The organism is Alloalcanivorax venustensis ISO4 (genome assembly GCF_015356855.1).
GTDB classification, from domain to species: domain Bacteria; phylum Pseudomonadota; class Gammaproteobacteria; order Pseudomonadales; family Alcanivoracaceae; genus Alloalcanivorax; species Alloalcanivorax venustensis.
In genome coordinates this window covers 148,816-164,334 of sequence record NZ_ARXR01000004.1, presented here as the reverse complement: position 1 = coordinate 164,334, position 15,519 = coordinate 148,816, and the positions used below count along the sequence as shown (strand labels likewise).

Annotated in this window: 16 protein-coding genes; 5 read left to right on the top strand and 11 right to left on the bottom strand. The window is 67.4% G+C overall.

Going from position 1 to position 15,519, the window contains the following annotated elements; all coding sequences use genetic code 11:
• Positions 1-98: 98 nt before the first annotated feature.
• Positions 99-776, bottom strand: coding sequence for a TetR/AcrR family transcriptional regulator (locus ISO4_RS03935; protein ID WP_194855236.1), 678 nt, complete (start codon positions 774-776; stop codon positions 99-101).
• 233 nt (positions 777-1,009) lie between these two features.
• On the opposite strand from ISO4_RS03935, the gene yghU reads away from it, so the two are divergent.
• Positions 1,010-1,879 (top strand): glutathione-dependent disulfide-bond oxidoreductase, encoded by an 870-nt coding sequence (gene yghU, locus ISO4_RS03930; RefSeq protein ID WP_194855235.1) that lies wholly within the window; start codon positions 1,010-1,012, stop codon positions 1,877-1,879.
• Between the two features lie 251 nt (positions 1,880-2,130).
• Here the strand turns inward: yghU and ISO4_RS03925 are convergent, their stop codons facing one another.
• The 6 genes from ISO4_RS03925 to ISO4_RS03900 all read right to left on the bottom strand — a co-directional run bounded on the left by ISO4_RS03925 (position 2,131) and on the right by ISO4_RS03900 (position 9,094).
• Positions 2,131-2,649: a DUF2894 domain-containing protein gene (locus tag ISO4_RS03925; protein WP_194855234.1), complete on the bottom strand. Its 519-nt coding sequence runs from the start codon at positions 2,647-2,649 to the stop codon at positions 2,131-2,133.
• Positions 2,642-3,310 (bottom strand): OmpA family protein, encoded by a 669-nt coding sequence (locus ISO4_RS03920; protein WP_194855233.1) that lies wholly within the window; start codon positions 3,308-3,310, stop codon positions 2,642-2,644. Before ISO4_RS03920 ends, ISO4_RS03925 begins: the two co-directional genes overlap by 8 nt.
• Positions 3,310-5,373 (bottom strand): DUF802 domain-containing protein, encoded by a 2,064-nt coding sequence (locus ISO4_RS03915; RefSeq protein ID WP_194855232.1) that lies wholly within the window; start codon positions 5,371-5,373, stop codon positions 3,310-3,312. Before ISO4_RS03915 ends, ISO4_RS03920 begins: the two co-directional genes overlap by 1 nt.
• Positions 5,370-6,140, bottom strand: a complete 771-nt coding sequence (locus ISO4_RS03910; protein WP_194855231.1) for a DUF3348 family protein — start codon at positions 6,138-6,140, stop codon at positions 5,370-5,372. The genes ISO4_RS03915 and ISO4_RS03910 overlap by 4 nt, the downstream gene beginning before the upstream one ends.
• 170 nt (positions 6,141-6,310) lie before the next feature.
• A complete protein-coding gene (locus ISO4_RS03905; protein ID WP_194855230.1) occupies positions 6,311-7,759 on the bottom strand; it encodes an alkaline phosphatase PhoX in 1,449 nt (482 codons plus the stop codon).
• Between the two features lie 120 nt (positions 7,760-7,879).
• A complete protein-coding gene (locus ISO4_RS03900) occupies positions 7,880-9,094 on the bottom strand; it encodes an MFS transporter (RefSeq protein ID WP_194855229.1) in 1,215 nt (404 codons plus the stop codon).
• A 148-nt stretch (positions 9,095-9,242) separates the two neighbouring features.
• Here ISO4_RS03900 and ISO4_RS03895 point away from each other — a divergent pair, with 148 nt between their 5' ends.
• Genes ISO4_RS03895 through ISO4_RS03885 form a run of 3 tightly spaced genes read left to right on the top strand, consistent with a single transcriptional unit; the run spans position 9,243 to position 10,900 of the window.
• Complete coding sequence (locus ISO4_RS03895) at positions 9,243-10,058, top strand: thioesterase family protein (protein WP_194855228.1); 816 nt, start codon at positions 9,243-9,245, stop codon at positions 10,056-10,058.
• Between the two features lie 40 nt (positions 10,059-10,098).
• The gene (locus tag ISO4_RS03890; RefSeq protein ID WP_067611586.1) at positions 10,099-10,359 is read left to right on the top strand and encodes a DksA/TraR family C4-type zinc finger protein; all 261 of its coding nucleotides are present in this window, start codon (positions 10,099-10,101) and stop codon (positions 10,357-10,359) included.
• 19 nt (positions 10,360-10,378) lie between these two features.
• Positions 10,379-10,900, top strand: a complete 522-nt coding sequence (locus ISO4_RS03885; RefSeq protein WP_194855227.1) for a cytochrome b — start codon at positions 10,379-10,381, stop codon at positions 10,898-10,900.
• 12 nt (positions 10,901-10,912) lie between these two features.
• On the opposite strand, the gene ISO4_RS03880 is transcribed toward ISO4_RS03885, so the two are convergent.
• Positions 10,913-12,007 (bottom strand): AI-2E family transporter, encoded by a 1,095-nt coding sequence (locus tag ISO4_RS03880; protein WP_194855226.1) that lies wholly within the window; start codon positions 12,005-12,007, stop codon positions 10,913-10,915.
• Positions 12,008-12,185: 178 nt separating this feature from the next.
• Positions 12,186-13,139 carry an aldo/keto reductase gene (locus ISO4_RS03875; RefSeq protein ID WP_067611580.1) on the bottom strand — a complete coding sequence of 318 codons (954 nt, stop codon included), beginning with the start codon at positions 13,137-13,139 and terminating at the stop codon, positions 12,186-12,188.
• A gap of 128 nt (positions 13,140-13,267) precedes the next feature.
• Here ISO4_RS03875 and ISO4_RS03870 point away from each other — a divergent pair, with 128 nt between their 5' ends.
• Positions 13,268-14,146, top strand: a complete 879-nt coding sequence (locus tag ISO4_RS03870; RefSeq protein ID WP_194855225.1) for a haloalkane dehalogenase — start codon at positions 13,268-13,270, stop codon at positions 14,144-14,146.
• A 15-nt stretch (positions 14,147-14,161) separates the two neighbouring features.
• On the opposite strand, the gene ISO4_RS03865 is transcribed toward ISO4_RS03870, so the two are convergent.
• Positions 14,162-14,335, bottom strand: coding sequence for a YqaE/Pmp3 family membrane protein (locus tag ISO4_RS03865; RefSeq protein WP_142949204.1), 174 nt, complete (start codon positions 14,333-14,335; stop codon positions 14,162-14,164).
• Positions 14,336-14,414: 79 nt separating this feature from the next.
• Positions 14,415-15,467, bottom strand: coding sequence for a PDC sensor domain-containing protein (locus ISO4_RS03860; protein ID WP_194855224.1), 1,053 nt, complete (start codon positions 15,465-15,467; stop codon positions 14,415-14,417).
• Positions 15,468-15,519 lie beyond the last annotated feature (52 nt).

Genomic DNA, 15,519 nt, shown 5'->3' with positions numbered 1-15,519 from the left:
CTAAGGCGGATGGTGGCGGCAAGTCAAGCGCCGTTGACCGGTGGGTCACACCGGAATCAGGAATAATGGAATGCTATTTCGACGGGCAAGCGTCTGAATTAATTGGGCTTTTCGCCCAGCTGGTCGACCATGGCGCGGACCGCCGCGGCCACCGTCTTGAGGATCACGGTGTCGTCGATGTCGCGGTTCAGCCAGTCGCGCATGGGCGCGAACGCGGCCAGGAAGACGATCATGTTGGCCACCACTTCGGCGCGCGGGTCGTCCTCGGGCAGACCGGTGCGTTCGCGCAGCTGGTCGGCTAAGGCACTGAGCACCGTCTCGTCGCGGGCGCGCATGGTCTTGCGGTCTTCGTCGCGGAGGTGAGGGATGGAGCGGTAGATCAGCAGGGTGCCCTGGCGCTTCTTGGTCCAGACGTCCTGGAAGAACGCCGCTACCTGATCCTCGAACGGCACGTCCGGGTCGCGCTCCAGACGTTCCGCCAGGGTCGGCACGTCCTGGGCGAACCACAGTTTGTTGAGCAGCCGGCGCAGGATGTCGTTTTTGTTGGCGATGTAATCGTAGATGCTCGCCTGGTTGACGCCGGAGCGCGCGCAGATGTCGCGGATGGTGGTGGCGTCGAAGCCCTTTTCCAGAAACAAGGACAGGGCCGCGTCGCAGATCTGGTTGCGGCGCGTCTCGGTGAGCGCGCTGTCCTGCACGCCGTCCACCGTGGCTTCCACCAGTTGCTGCTCGCTGTCGAGGGCGGTTTTATCGTTGTGTTCAGGTTCCGCCGGCAAGCGTCTTCTCCACAATCAGGTCGGTCCGGGAAGGTCGCTCGGACGTTAGCACAGTTGTTTCAGGGGCGGAAGAAAGCGGCCGGCGGCGCGCTTCGAGCGACGCCAGGATCGGGCAAGGATCGGCGGGTTATGGGGCATCACGCGGCTATCTTGCCGCCGTCTTGAGCGTTATCTTGTCATTCTTTGCCCCTAAACCCGGGTATTACTTCGTTTGTCTGATCGAGAGAGTAGTTATGAGCGACGACACCTACACGCCTCCGAAAGTCTGGAAATGGGACGCGGAAAGCGGCGGCAAATTCGCCAGCATCAACCGGCCCATCGCCGGCCCCACCCATGACAAAGACCTGCCGGTGGGCAAGCATCCTCTGCAGCTGTATTCCCTGGCCACGCCCAACGGCGTCAAGGTGACGGTGCTGCTGGAAGAGCTACTGGAAAAGGGCTTCCAAGGCGCGGAGTACGACGCCTGGTTGATCCGCATCACCGAGGGCGAGCAGTTCGGCAGCGGGTTCGTGGACATCAACCCCAACTCCAAGATTCCGGCCCTGGTGGATCAAAGCCAGGACCCGTCGGTGCGCGTGTTCGAGTCCGGCGCCATCCTGCTCTACCTGGCGGAAAAGTTCGGCGCCTTCCTGCCCACTGATCCGGCCAAGCGCACCGAATGCCTGAACTGGCTGTTCTGGCAGATGGGCGCGGTGCCGTTCCTGGGCGGCGGCTTCGGCCACTTCTACGCCTACGCGCCGGAGAAATACGAATACCCGATCAACCGCTACACCATGGAAGTGAAGCGCCAGCTGGACGTGCTCGACCGCCGCCTGGCGGACAACCGCTTCCTGTCCGGCGACGACTACACCATCGCCGACATGGCGGTCTGGCCCTGGTACGGCGCCCTGGTCACCAACAAGGTGTACGAGGCCGCCGAATTCCTGGAAGCGCACACCTACAAGAACGTGCTGCGCTGGGAAGCGGAGATCGCCGAGCGCCCCGCCGTGCAGCGCGGCCGCATGGTCAACCGCGCCTGGGGCGAGCCCGGCGAACAGCTGCGCGAGCGCCACGACGCCAGCGACTTCCAGCTGCGCACCCAGGACAAGCTGGAAGACTCATAGCCGCGGCACTGGTGTGAGCGGGCCCTTGTGGTGGCGGCCTTTGTGGGAGCGGGCCCCGCCCGCGAAAGGGAGCGAAGCTCCCGGCCAAGGTTGCCCCGCTGGATTCCAGAGGCTTTTTAACAGCGCCATAAACGGCGTCTCTGGGATCCTGCCGGCAAGCATTGCTTGCCTTTCGCGGGCTGGGCCCGCTCGCACAAGGTGGTCCCTTTCGCAGCGGGTCCCGCTCCAAATGACTTGCCAAAAACCCGTGCTTACGAAGATCGTTTTGTGGCGGGGATTTTCTCCAACACCATCAGGTCGTCCAGGTAGGTGACCAGGTGCTCCAGATATTGCGGTGAGATGTCCTGCAGCGCGGCCAGCGCGCGGGCCACCTGGCGGTGGGCGTTGAGCGGGCCCGCGTCGCCGGGGACCTGGGTGATGGCGTGCTGGATGCGCGCGGCCAACTGCTGTCGGGCCTGGGCTTCGCGGATCGGCGCCAGGGCTTTCAACTCGACGGGTGCTTCGCCGTCGCCACGCAGCCGGGTCAGCAAGGCCGCCAGCGGAGAGGGTGGCGGCGCGGGGCGATCGCCCTGCTTGTCGTCGTCGGCGTCCGCGCGGGCCCGGTAGTCCGCGAGTGCCTTTTCCAGTTTTTCCTGATGCTTTTGCGACGGCGCGCGCCGGCTTTCGGCCAGGCGCGTGGCAAAGCTTTCCAGATAGGCGAAGCGCACCGGGTCGCGGTGGTGGGCGCCTTTTTGGCGCAGGGCTTCCAGTTGCGTCAGCACCTCACTCATCGCGTTGCCCGGTCTGCTCCGGCTCGCCGGCGGTGGCGTCGGCGCGCGGCACGGTGGTGATCTCCACGCGCCGGTTTTTGGCGCGGGCGGCGTCGTCCACGTTGGGGGTCACCGGCTGATTGTCGCCGAAGGCGGCGGCGAAAATGCGCGCCTCCGGCAGCCCCTGATCGATCAGGGTGCGGGTGACCGTGAGCGCGCGCTGGGCGGACAGGCCCCAGTTGTCCGCGTAGCGCGGGTTGCCCTGCTGGATCGGCAGGTCGTCGGTGAAGCCGCTCACCATCAGCAGCTCGTCGTGTTGCGCCAGGTAGGTTTGCAGCGGTTCCACCAGGCTCTCCAGCAGCGCGCGGCCCTCCGGCTGCAGGCGGTCCGCGTTGAGCGCGAACAGCACGCTGCCGTTAATACCGATGCGGCCGTTCTGGAACGAAATGCGGCCGCTGGCGAGCGGGTCGGCGAGCGCCTCTTCCAACGCCTGGCGTCGTTGCTGCTCGGCCTGCAGTTTGGCGCGTTCCTGCTCCAGCGACTGGCTCAGTTCCAGCTGAATGCCGATCACCCACACCAGCAGCAGCACGAAGATACCCACCAGCGCCGCCATCAGGTCCGAGAAGATCGCCCACACCGGGGTGGACTGAGCGCCGTCCTGGCCGTCGTGAAGCTCGTCCATCAGCGCGCCTCGTTGGCTTTGAGGGCGGCCAGGGCGTCGATCACTTCCTTTTGCGAACTCAGGCTCAGGTCGATCACCTCGCGGGCCTGCTCCACGTAGTAGGCGAGCTGCTCGTCGCTGCGCGCGGCGGACTGCTCCAGGGACGTCTCGATGCGTTTCAGGTTATCCAGCAGCTTGCCGTTGGACTCGCTGAACAGGTTCACCGCGGTGCCGAAGGCGTCGCCCAGGCTGGCCACCTCGTGGGCCCCGCCGGTGATGTCGGCGGCGGCCTCGTCCAGGCGGTCGGTCTGCGCGTCCACCTGGCCGGCGAAGGTATCGCTGACCTCCTTGAGCACGCCGCCGGCGTCGCGGATCAGCGTTTCCACCGCGTCGCGCTGCACGCCGGCCGCCTGCTGCTGGGCGGTGAGCAGGGCGTCCAGCTCGCCCATGATGCGGCGGCGTTCCTCCAGCAGTTCGTTGTCCCGTTCGCTGCTTTGCGCCATTTCCTCGCGCAGGCGGCTGATCACGTCGGCGGCCGCCTTGGGCGTCTCCGAGGCGGTTTCGATCAGCCGCGTCATCGGTGCCTCCAGGGCGGTGCCCAGCTCGGTGAGGTGGCGGGTGACGGTGGCTTCCAGGTCGGCCAGGCGCTGCGTGGCCGCGTCGCCGCGCGCCGCCTCCTGATCCCGCAGGGCGCTGAGCTGCTCGCCGGTGCGGGCGAGCAGGGTGTCCAGGCCTTGCCGCTGCCCTTCCACCAGGCCGTCGGCGGTGTGCTGGAAGCGCTCCGTGTGGCCACTCAGGGTGTCGCCGAGGTCGCTGACCAGTCGCGCCAGTGTTTGCTGTTGCTGCTCGAGGCCCTGGCGCCAGCCTTCGGCGGTGGCGTCGCCGGCCTCTTGGAAGCGCTCGGTGATGGCGGTCAGGCGTTGCTGGTTGTCGGTCCGGGCCTGCTGCTGATCGTCGCGGATCTGCGTCAGCAGGGCGTCGCCGTGGGCCTGGAAGCGGTCGTTGTGTTCCTGTAGGGCGGCGGCCACCTTGTCGGTGAGGCTTTGCGCGGTCTGTTGATGTTCGGCCAGGCCCTCGCGCCAGTGGCGCGCCGCTTGCTCGGTGGTGGTGTCGAAGCGCTCGGCGATCCGGCTCAGCTGGCTTTCGGTGAGCGTGTTGAGGCGCTGGTGGCTCTGCGCCGCCTGGTCGTTGAGGCGTTCCAGAGCCTCGGCGATCACCGGGCGGACGCTTTCCGCCGCCAGCCGGCTGCTGTCCGCCAGGCTGGTGCTCAGGCTGTCGCCGACGGACGCCGCCAGTTGGCGGTAGTGCTCGGCAGTCTGCTCGTGGAACTGCTTTTGATTGTCGGTGAGCGCGCTGTTGAGCTGGTCGCCCATCTGTTCCAGGCGCTGGGTCAGCGCCTGCAGGCTATCCACCACGGCGGGGAAGGCGTCGGACTGAGACTGCAGGGCGCGGAACGCCTCCTGCTGCTGATGTTTCAGGGAAAACGCGCGCAGATCCCGGCGCAGCACGGCGTCCAGGTCGCGGCCGACGAGCGTGCGCTCGCGGCGGCTGAGCGTGGCGCCCAGCCCCAGCATGGCGGAGGCGGCGACACCGGCGATGGAGGTGCCGAAGGCCAGGCTGAGCCCGGCGATGGGCGCCGCCAGGGCGCTCTGTACGGCGGCCAGGTTGTTGCCGCCTTCCAGGGCGCTGACCGCGCCCTGCAGGGTGACGATCATGCCGATAAAGGTACCCAGCAGGCCCAGCATCACCAGCAGGCCGGACAGGTAGGGTGTCAGCATGGGGCCGGGCAGCGGCGTGCTTTCCCCGTCCACGCGCCGGCGCACGGCGCCGCGCAGGGCGGCGGGCAGCTCGGCCAGCCAGCGCTCCAGGGCGTCGCCGTCGCCGGGCGGGGTCTCCAGTTGCCGGGCCAGCTGCGCGCTGTCGGCGCGGAAGCGGCGCAGCTCCAGGAAGCCGAAGGCGTACACGAAGGCGATCAGCAGGGTGGCGGTGAGGGCCACCAGGTTGGTGCCGAGAAAGCCGATGCCCACCCAGGCCACGGTGGCCGCGCCGAGCAGACATACCAGTGCGAATAAAAAGCGTGTCATTGAGGTCCTTGTGGGTGGTTGTGCGCGCTTTCCAGCGCCATGAGCAAGCCCTGCACCGGCTCCAGGCGGGCGTCCAGTTCGGCCAGCAACAGGGATTTCATCTCCTGGCAGAAGCGGTGCAGCCAGGCGCCTTCCGTCATCCAGTCCTGGGGATCGTCGCCGGGCGCATCGCTGAGCAGGCTGTGCTGGCGGTCCGGCCAGAGCGCCAGGAAGCGCTTTTCCAGCACCCCGGGCACGGCGCCGAAGCCCTTGCGGGCGTAGCCGGTAAGGGTGTTGTCGAGCACCGCGTCGATGCGCGCCAGCCGCGCCAGGGCCGGGCCGTGGTCGGTGAGGGCGCCACGGGCTTTCAGCCGCAGCGGCGGCACGGCGGCGGCCATCTGCCGCTGCTTGCTCTGATAGAAGCGCCGGTAGGGCTCGAAATCCGGCGGCTCGGCCGGGCTCGGGCCGGCTTCCGGCGCCGGCAGGCCGTTGCGGGTGCCGATGCGCTCGGCGGTGACGCTGGCTTCGATGGCGTCCCGCTGGCTTTGGCGCAGTTTCTCCAGCTCCGCGCGCAGCCGCTCGGCGGCTTTGCCGTCGGCGCCGAAATAGCCGTCCCGGGACGCCACGTTGGCGGCGTCCAGCGCCACGGTGTCGGACAGGTCGAACAGCCGCGCCAGCCGTTCGCCGAAGCACGGCAGCGGCGCGCCGGCCGCGCGCACGCCCAGGCCCGCCAGCTGCCGCCGCAGCGGGCCGGTGTTGTTCACGCTGTTGGGCCTGCCGTTGCTCATCGCCGCGCCCTGGTTGGACATCCATGGAGAATAGAGGGCCCGACGCGCCCTGGCGCCGGGAAGCCGCACATTCTAATCAGGAACGGCCGGCGATGATAATGGCGGCATGTAGCCGCCCGACCGGCGCCCTGGAAAGGGCGCGGCGGGGCGGACGGGGCAGGGGGCGCGGGTCAGGCGCGGCGGAAGGCTTCCGGGATGGTCAGCTCGTAGGTGGCGCCGGTGGGCAGCAGCAGCGCGGAGGGGCCGCGCTGGGAACTGAAGTAGAGCCGCGAGCCGTCCGGGGTGAAGGCGGGGCCGGTGAGTTCGCTGCCGCCGCCGGGGATTTGCAGCAGGATTCTGGCGGGCTGGTTGGGCACCATCACCATCAGACGCATCAGGTCGCCGTCTTCCGCCACCACCACATCGCCGGCCGGGCCGACGACGATATTGTCCACGTCATTGAACGGCGCTTCGCCGCTGCCGATCAGCTGTTCGTTGTCGAACACCACTTCGATCTGGTCGTTGTCGATGTCCAGGGCGTAGACCCGGTTGTCGCCTTTGCAGGCCAGGAACACCACCGCGCGTAGCGGGTTGGCGCTGCCCGCGATGTCGGGCCGCTGGCCCTCCGGCAGGGTCTGCACCCACAGGCCTTCGCCGCCTTTGAAGCGGGTGCCCGGGGCGCCCTGGCCGGTGGCCGCCTCGATCTCGGCGCGCACCGTTTCCTGGGCGCGGTGCGGGTCCTGCACCGGCACCCAGCGCACCTTGTGCAGGCGGCGGGCCTGGTCCAGGTCTTCCTGGTAGGCGCCGTTGGCGAAGCCGTCCACCTCCAACACCTCCAGCACGCCGTTATCCAGGTCCAGGCCCGGTTCCCCGGTGATCGAGGTGACCACGCCGGCGGACCGGAAGCGGTACAGACGGCCGTTGCCGTCGTCCTCGGACAGGTAGAGGGTGCGGGTGTCCCAGTCCGCCACGGCGGCTTCGTGGTTGAAAATACCCAGCGCCGGATGCGCCCGCGCCAGGGACGCGGGCCCCAGCGGGTGGCACTCATAGACCTGGCCGTCGGTGGTCTCCTCGCAGGACAACCAGGTGCCCCAGGGCGTGGCGCCGCCGGCGCAGTTGCGGCGGGTGTTGCGCAGGATGCGGTAGGCGTCGATGACGGTGCCGTCGCGGTCGAACCGCAACGCGCCCACGCCGCCGCCGGGGGCGATTTCACTGTTGGAGACATAGACCCAGCCGCCGTCCTCCCGCACCGGGAACACCGCGCCGCCGTCCGGGAAAATGTGCCAGTTGTCGCGCAGCAAGCCGGTGAGGTTGGGCAGACCGGAGATCGGATCTTCCAGGTGCCGGGCCACGCGGCGGATCGAGAACCCCTCGGGAATCAGAATGCCGTCCACGTCGCTTTCCACCAGCTCGCCGATACCGGCCAGCGGCCCCGCTTCCAGGGGCAGCATGGTGGCCGGCGGTACCGGCGGCTCGGGAGCGGGCGGCTCCGGCTCCGACGGGCTGGGGGTCGGTGACGGGGTGCCCGCCGGGCTACCCGAGGACGAGGAACCGCCGCCGCAGGCGGTGATCATCGCGGCGCCGGCGCCGTAGAACATGGCCTGGATCAGTTTGCGTCGGGTCAGGGTTACGGAGTTCATAAGCCGGTCCGGAGTCGATAACGGCGGACAGGCTGGCCGCCGATGATGACAATCCGGTGATGCCGGCGGCGCCGGTGGCGGTCGGTAACAAAAGTCGAACCGAACGGTTACCGAAGGCGGTCAGTCCACCGCCAGACCGGCGGGGAAGCGGCGGATCTTCTGCGCCAGGTAGAGGCCCACCAGCAGCGCCAGGCAGGTGAAGGCCACCGCCAGGCGGAAGCCGCCGGTGGCTTCGATCAGCCAGCCGGCGATGGCCGGGCCCAGGAACTGGCCGCCGGCGAAGAACACCGTCACGTAGCTGAAGGCGATGGGGATATGGCGCGGCGCCACCTGGTCGGTGCTGGCGGCCTGGACCATGGTGAACACGCCGTTCACCGCGCAGCCCATGAGCAGGAAATGGGCGAAGAACATGGCCAGGCTCTGGTCGATCAGCGGCAGCCCCATGGCCACGGTGACCACCGCCATCGCCAGGGTCAGGGCGTTGCCCCGGCCCCACACGTCGGACAGCGAGCCCCATAGCGGGCCGGCGGCCACCGACAGCAGGCCGGACATGGCCATCAGCCAGCCGGCGGTGGCTTCGTCGAAGCCGGACTCCACCACGTAGCTGACCATGAAGATCGCCTGAATGATGTAGACCATGCCGATGATGCCGTAGATCGCCGCCATGATGATCACGCGCGGGTTGCGGTAGATGCGCCATTTGTCCGCCGGCGCCGGGCGGTCCGGATGGTCGTGGGCCACCGGCGCCGGGTCGCGCACCGCCGCCAGGACCAGCGCCACCGCCACCGCCGCCAGGGCGGCGAACAGGCCCCAGGCCAGGCGCCAGCCGTGCTCACCGAACTGGTCGGACAGCCAGGGCACCAGCAGCCCGGTGACGAAGATGCCGGCGCCCACGCCGCCGGCCATGCAGCCGATTACCATGCCGCGCTTTTCCGGATACCAGGTGGCCAGCAGCGACACCATGGGCGCGAAGCAGAAGGCGGTGCCCAGCCCCAGCAGCGCCATCAGGCCGACGACCACCGGGTAGGCGCTGGCCAGCGCCAGGCCGGCGAAGCCGACGGTGAGAATCAGCAGGCCGGTGGCCACCGCGTTGCGCGCGCCCCAGCGGCTGGCGGCGATGCCGCCCAGCAATACGAACAGCAGATAGCCCAGCGCGGTGACGGTGCCCAGGGTGCCGGCCTGCCGGTAGCTCAATCCCAGATCGTCGCGCATCGGCGGCAGAATCAGGCCGTAGGCGAGCCGCGCGAACACGATCGCCACCAGCGCCACCAGAATACCGCCCGCCACCATGATCACGATGTTGGGACGGCTCGGCGGCTGGGATGTGGCGGACATAGGCAGCGAATCCATGGTCTGGGGCGTTTGGCGCGGGCGCTACTGTAGCGCACGGCGCTCGCCGCACCCAGTGTTTCGTTCCCCGCCAGGGCGCCGTCTGGGTTAGGCTTGGGCGTTTGCATCGGGACCAGAAAGGGGAGTATCGGAAGTGGATCAGTCATTGTTTGTCCGCCAGGGCGAGACCTACGTACCCACCGCCAGCGCCGGCGGACCCTGGAGCCCCAGCCATCTGCACGGCGGCTCGCCCACCGGGCTGCTAGCGCTGTTGATGGAGCAGGCCACCGCGGACACCGGGCTGCGGCTCAGCCGCCTCACGGTGGATCTGTTGAGACCGGTGCCGGCGGCGCCGCTGACGGCGGAGCTGGCGGTGGTGCGCGCCGGGCGGCGCCTGCGGGTGCTGCAGGCGTCGCTGCTCGCCGACGGCGTCGAGGTGTGCCGGGCCAGCGGCCTGTTCCTGGAGCAGGCCGGCGCCGAGGTGCCCGACTTCGGCCGGTTTGAAACCGGCGGCCTGGAACCGCGCGGCGACCGCCCGGTGATGACCCTGGCCGAGGTGGGCGGCGACGGCAAGGGCGGCGGCTGGACGCCCCGGGGGCTGCACACCACCGCCCGCATCTGCGTGCTCGACGGGGTCGGTGGGCAGGGCCAGGGCCGGGTGTGGATGTCGCTGCCGGTGCCGGTGGTCGCCGGTGAGCCCTGCTCGCCGCTGGTGCGCGCGGCCACCTTGTCCGATTTCGGCAACGGCATCGCTCAGCTGCGGCTGGCCCCGGATGTCGGCAGCATCAATTCGGATCTCAGTCTGTACCTGCACCGCGACCCGCGCGGCGACTGGCTGGGGCTCGACGCCCGCGCCCGCATGCAGGACAACGGCACCGGCCTGGTGGATACCACCTTGTACGACGAGGACGGCCCGGTGGGCCGGGTGCTGCAGGCCACTCTGGCGATGCCCTTGTACGCCGGCGGCTGATTGGCGTTACATTAGGATGAAAGGCCATCAGGAGGACGCCATGGCGACCGGCTGGGCCCCGGAAGGGGCCGTTCAGGATCAGATCGACAGCACCGTGGACTCGGCGGTGCAGCATGCCCGCAGCCGTCTGCCCGCCGGCGACAGCCTGACGCACTGCGAAGAGTGCGAGGCGCCGATCCCCGAGGCCCGCCGCGCGGCGCTGCCCGGTGTGCGGCTTTGCACGCTGTGCCAGGGTGAGCGCGACGAAGCCCGTTCCGAGGGCTACAACCGGCGCGGCAGTAAAGACAGCCAACTTCGTTAACCGCCCAGGAGCGCCACCCATGAAGCAACCCCCGCATTACTCAGGCCTGTCCAAACTGAATCACTGGGTCACGGCTTTGCTGGTCACGGTGATGTTGGTGCTGGGCTTCGCCGCCGGTGGCGCGCCGGACGAGGCCACCGAGGGCTACCTGATGAGCCTGCATATCGGGCTGGGTTTTTTCGTCTTCCTGGTGGTGATCTGGCGCGTGGCCTATCGGCTCTATGAAGGCTTCAAGGCCAACACCGCCAGCACCGCCCCGGAGCGCTGGCTGGCCTGGGCGGTGCACCGCCTGTTGCTGGTGGCGTTGGTGGCGCAGGTGATCACGGGGCCGCTGTATCTGTTCACCGAAGGGGAAGGCGTGGATGTGTTCGGCTGGTTCACCGTTTATCTGCCGCTGGAATCCCTGGCGGTGATTCACGAGCCGGCCGAGCTGGTGCACGTGGTGTCCGGCCTTTATGTGATTCCCGCCCTGATCGCCCTGCATTTCCTGGGCGCGGCCCGTCATTATCTGAGCAACCGGGCCGATGCCGTGGATCTTTAAACGCCGCGAGGTTTAACGGCCGAGGAATTCGGACAACAACCGCAGCGACGACACGCTGTCGCACACCAGCTTGATGCACACCAGCAGCGGCACCGCGATCAGGATGCCGACCACGCCCCACATCCAGCCCCACAGCAGGATCGACAGGAACACCGCCACCGGGCTCAGCGCCAGGCGGTGACCGGCCACCGTCGGGGTGATGAACTGGCCCTCCAGCACGTTCAGGACCATCACCAGAAACGGCGGCAGCAATACCTGGGTGAGGCCGTCGAAATTCAGGCTGCTGATAAACAGCAGGATCACGCCGCTGACGATCGGCCCGATATAGGGGGCGAAATTCAGCATGCCCACCATCACCCCGAAGAGGATCGGGTTAGGCATATCCAGCAGATAGAGAATCAACGCGGCGCCGGCGCCCAGGCAGGTGTTGATGATGGTGATGGTGCCCAGATACAGCGACACGCTGGTCTGAATCTGGCGCACGGTTTCCACCGCCGCTCTCTTGTGTTCGAACTGGGGAATCACCCGCACCAGTTTGCGTAAAAAAGTGTCGCCGGACGCCAGCATGAAATACAGCAGAATCACGCTCAGGGTGATGCCGTACAGCGCTGACCAGGTGCCGGAGAGAATCCACTTCACCGGGCTCCAACCGGGAGCCTCGGCTTTCTGCTGGTTGTCGTCCCCGGGGGTGATGTCCTCGATCTGGGCGTTGGCCAGCTTGAGCTGCTGCATGGGTTCGCTGAACTGGTGGAATTCCTGTTCCAGCTGGCGCAGATCGCGGGGCGCCTTTTGCAGCCATTCCATGGCCGGTTCCGAAAGCCCGTACAGTGCCCCGAAGCCCAGCCCGAGCACGCCCATCACCACCACCGCCGCGCTCACCGGCGGCGGGATTTTCAGCACCCGCAGGGCGCGCACCACCGGGGTGAAGATCAGGCTGGTCAGAAACGCCACCATCAACGGCATGAACAGGGTGGCGGCGGCGTACAGGGTGTACATCACCAGCAGCAGGAAAATGCCGGTGAGCATGGCGGAGCGTACATTCACCGACTCGAAGTTGGCCTTGGGCTTGTCGTCCGGGTCCACTTGGGGAGAGCTGTTTGGCGGCATCTGGGTGTCCATGGTTGGCCGGGTCGCGCGGGCGGTCCGTGGCGCGCTGTTGTTATGGATGCCAATGATTGCATGCCGGGTGCGGGCGGGTAAGTGATCCAGGTGGCGGGGGCGGTAAAAAACGGTAAAGGCGCGGGCCGCGCGATGCCGGCGGCACCACGCGGTATCGGTGGGGTGGTTATTCGTCCCAGAGCGTCGCCAGGGTGTAGGGGCTGCCGTCCTGGGCCCAGAAGGCACCGTCCACATAACGGCGGTGTCGGTCCAGGTCAGCGATCTCGTTGAGGTCGTCGTCGCTGAGCTTCAGGTCGGCGGCGGCCAGGTTCTGTCCCAGGCGTTCCGGGTTCACGGATTTGGGAATCACCGCGGTATCGCGGTGCAGCGCCCAGCTGATCAGCACCTGGGCCGGGCTGGCGTCGTGCCGCTCGGCGATGGTTTTGATCACCGGGTCTTCCAACAGGACCGGCTCGTCCTCGGCCTTGAAGTTGTCCGGGCGGTCGGACGAACCCAGCGGCGAATAGGCGGTGACCTGAATGTCGTTGTCATGGCAAAAGCGCACCAACGGTGCTTGCTGCAAATACGGGTGCAGCTCCACCTGGTTCATCGCCGGCCGGTGGCGGGCGGTTTCCAGCAGCGCGGTGAGCTTGCGCACGCTGAAGTTGGACACGCCGATCTGGCGGGTCAGATTGTCGTCCACCAGTTGCTCCATGGCGCGCCAGGTGTCGGCCACCGGCATGTCCTCGGGGGCCAGAATGTCGGCGCCGGATTTCGGGAAGCTGATGCCCGGGGTCAGTGCCACCGGCCAGTGCATCAGATAGAGATCCAGGTAGTCGAGCTGCAGGTCGTCGAGGGTTTTTTCCAGGGCCGGCTGCACGTCTTCGGGGGCGTGGGCGCTGTTCCACAATTTCGAGGTGATCCACAGATCTTCGCGGCTGACGGTGCCGGCGGCGAAGGATTCCGCCAGGGCCTGACCCACCTCCGCCTCGTTGCCGTAAATGCGGGCGCAGTCAATATGCCGGTAACCCTGGTTCAGGGCTTCCTTGACCGCGCTGTACACGTCGCCGGGGGCGGACTTCCAGGTGCCCAGGCCGAGTATCGGCATGGCGTCGCCGTTTTCGAATGTGAGGGTCTTCATGGGTCACTCCTTCCTTGTTGGGCTCCGCTTACCCTAAACAGTGGGCCGGGCCGGGGGCTAGCGGGATACTGTTAAATTCTTGCCCGTTCGTTAAGCTGGGGCCCACTCACCTTCAGGAGACGGTCGCCATGATTTCGGACCAGATGCCCTATCAGAAGCACTTCCAGGACGTCGACGGCAAGCGCATCGCCTATGTGGACCAGGGCGAGGGCGACCCGATCGTGCTGTTGCACGGTAACCCCACCTCCTCGTACCTGTGGCGCAACGTGATTCCGGAGTTGGTGGGCAGCGGCCGGGTGATCGCCCCGGACCTGATCGGCCAGGGCGATTCCGAGAAACTGCCGGTCAGCGACGGCCCCGGCCGCTACGGTTTTTTGACCGCCTACCACTATCTGGACGGGTTGCTGGCGGCGCTGGGCCTGGACCGCGACGTCACCCTGGTGGTGCACGACTGGGGCAGCGGCCTGGGCTTTCATTGGGCCAGCCAGCACCCGGACGCGGTCAAGGCGATTGCCTATATGGAAGCCATTGTCATGCCGATGACCTGGGACGACTGGCCCGAAGCCGCCCGGGGTATTTTTCAGGGGTTCCGATCCGAAAAAGGGGAGGACCTGATTCTCAAGCGCAATATGTTCGTGGAAGCGGTGCTGCCCGGTTCCGTGCTTCGTGGCCTCACCGATGTGGAGATGGCCCACTACCGCCGCCCCTTCGAACTCGAAGAAGACCGACAGCCGACGCTCAACTGGCCGCGTGAGATTCCCATGGAAGGCGAGCCCCCGGAGATGATCCGGCTGGTGGAAAACTACGGTCGCTGGCTGGCGGCCAGCCCGATCCCCAAGCTGTTCGTGAACGCCGAGCCGGGCTCGATTCTGATCGGGCGCCAGCGGGAATTCTGTCGAAGCTGGCCGAACCAGACCGAAGTCACCGTCACGGGCAGCCACTTTCTTCAGGAAGATTCCCCGGTGGAGATCGGCCAGGCGGTGGCCCGCTGGCTGGCGGCGCTGTGACGCCGCCGGCCGGCCTCAGTGCTTAAAGATCACGTAGAGCGCGTGGATGATGCCCGGAATGTAGCCGAGCAGGGTCAGCAGGATGTTCAGCCAGAAATGGCCCTTGAAGCCCACTTCCAGAAACACGCCCACGGGCGGCAGCAGAATCGCGAAGATGATCTTGATCGGGTCGGTGGCGGTGAACGGCATGGTACGACTCCTTCGAAGGTTGTGTCCTTGGTCTTCGCCAGTGTGCAACCGGTCCGGTGCTTTTTCCAGATGCCTTTGCTTACTCCGCCCGCCGCGTCAGGTCGCATTCGATGACGCCGTACCAGCCCAGCCCCCGGTAGGTTTCGTAACCGGGGGTCAGGGCGAAGGCCACCAGGCGGTCGCCGTCCACGTAGTAGCCCCGCTCCAGGGTGCCGCCGTCCGGCGCCCGGGTGTTCAGCGGGTAATGGTCGCCCAGCTCGCCCTTGCCGCTGGCGTCGGCGATAACGCGATGCTGGGCGTCCAGCAGCATGACCCGGCAGGCGCCGCGTTCCTCGTCGCTGAGCCCGACGCCGTTGACCACGTCGCCGGCTTGCGGCGTCCAGTCGAAAAAGATGCCCAGCACGCCGATGGCGTCACCGTTCTCCTGGCCGCCGTCACGGATCGCCGTGGCATAGGTGGCCACCGCCGCGTCGTCCAGCGCCGGGTTGCGGGCGATATCGGTGACCGCGAACTCGTCACCGCTGGCGGTGCGCATGGCCTGCTGAAACCAGGCGCTGCGCGATACGTCCAGGCCCACCGCGCCGGGGTAGCGATCCGGCCGGCCGTTGGCGATCACCCGGCCGCGGTCGTCGGTAACCCATAAGTCCAGATACACCACATAGGAACGCAGGATGGTCGCCAGCCTTTGGCTGGCGTGCTCCAGCCCCGGGACGTCGCCGGGGTTGGCGGCGGCGCTGACCAGAGCGCTGTCGGTCGCCCACCAGCGCACGTCGCAGGAGCGCTCGAACAGGTTGCGGTCGATGATCTCAATGGCGTTCAACGACAGGTCGGTGAAACGCTGGCCGCGAAAATCGATCAGCATCCGGCCGCCGGCTTCCTCGATCTCGCTGGTGTGGGCTTCCACCGCGTCGCGGAAATCCGCGGCGATATGATTGATCTGCTCGGAGACATTGCCGATTTCCTCGGCGACCACGCCGAAGGCGGCACCGGCGGTGCCGGCGCGGCCGGCTTCGATGCGCGCATTGAGTGCCAAAATCTTGGTGGTGGTCATGATCGACTCAATGGCGCCGACCTTGTCGCGGGTCATTTGGGAGATGTCGTAGGCCAGCTTCAGGATGGTGTTGTCTTGCATGTCCTGCTCCTTTTGATGCATTGACACAGAGCGCCCGGGGGCCAGGCGGAGG

Excerpts from the sequence above, each read along its gene's own strand:
- ISO4_RS03915 (WP_194855232.1), bottom strand. The coding sequence starts at position 5,373 with ATGACACGCTTTTTATTCGCACTGGTATGTCTGCTCGGCGCGGCCACC.
- ISO4_RS03900 (WP_194855229.1), bottom strand. The coding sequence starts at position 9,094 with ATGTCCGCCACATCCCAGCCGCCGAGCCGTCCCAACATCGTGATCATG.
- ISO4_RS03885 (WP_194855227.1), top strand. The coding sequence starts at position 10,379 with ATGAAGCAACCCCCGCATTACTCAGGCCTGTCCAAACTGAATCACTGG.
- ISO4_RS03920 (WP_194855233.1), bottom strand. The coding sequence starts at position 3,310 with ATGGACGAGCTTCACGACGGCCAGGACGGCGCTCAGTCCACCCCGGTG.
- ISO4_RS03880 (WP_194855226.1), bottom strand. The coding sequence starts at position 12,007 with ATGCCGCCAAACAGCTCTCCCCAAGTGGACCCGGACGACAAGCCCAAG.
- ISO4_RS03865 (WP_142949204.1), bottom strand. The coding sequence starts at position 14,335 with ATGCCGTTCACCGCCACCGACCCGATCAAGATCATCTTCGCGATTCTG.
- ISO4_RS03910 (WP_194855231.1), bottom strand. The coding sequence starts at position 6,140 with ATGAGCAACGGCAGGCCCAACAGCGTGAACAACACCGGCCCGCTGCGG.
- ISO4_RS03875 (WP_067611580.1), bottom strand. The coding sequence starts at position 13,139 with ATGAAGACCCTCACATTCGAAAACGGCGACGCCATGCCGATACTCGGC.
- yghU (WP_194855235.1), top strand. The coding sequence starts at position 1,010 with ATGAGCGACGACACCTACACGCCTCCGAAAGTCTGGAAATGGGACGCG.
- ISO4_RS03870 (WP_194855225.1), top strand. The coding sequence starts at position 13,268 with ATGATTTCGGACCAGATGCCCTATCAGAAGCACTTCCAGGACGTCGAC.
- ISO4_RS03905 (WP_194855230.1), bottom strand. The coding sequence starts at position 7,759 with ATGAACTCCGTAACCCTGACCCGACGCAAACTGATCCAGGCCATGTTC.
- ISO4_RS03925 (WP_194855234.1), bottom strand. The coding sequence starts at position 2,649 with ATGAGTGAGGTGCTGACGCAACTGGAAGCCCTGCGCCAAAAAGGCGCC.
- ISO4_RS03890 (WP_067611586.1), top strand. The coding sequence starts at position 10,099 with ATGGCGACCGGCTGGGCCCCGGAAGGGGCCGTTCAGGATCAGATCGAC.
- ISO4_RS03860 (WP_194855224.1), bottom strand. The coding sequence starts at position 15,467 with ATGCAAGACAACACCATCCTGAAGCTGGCCTACGACATCTCCCAAATG.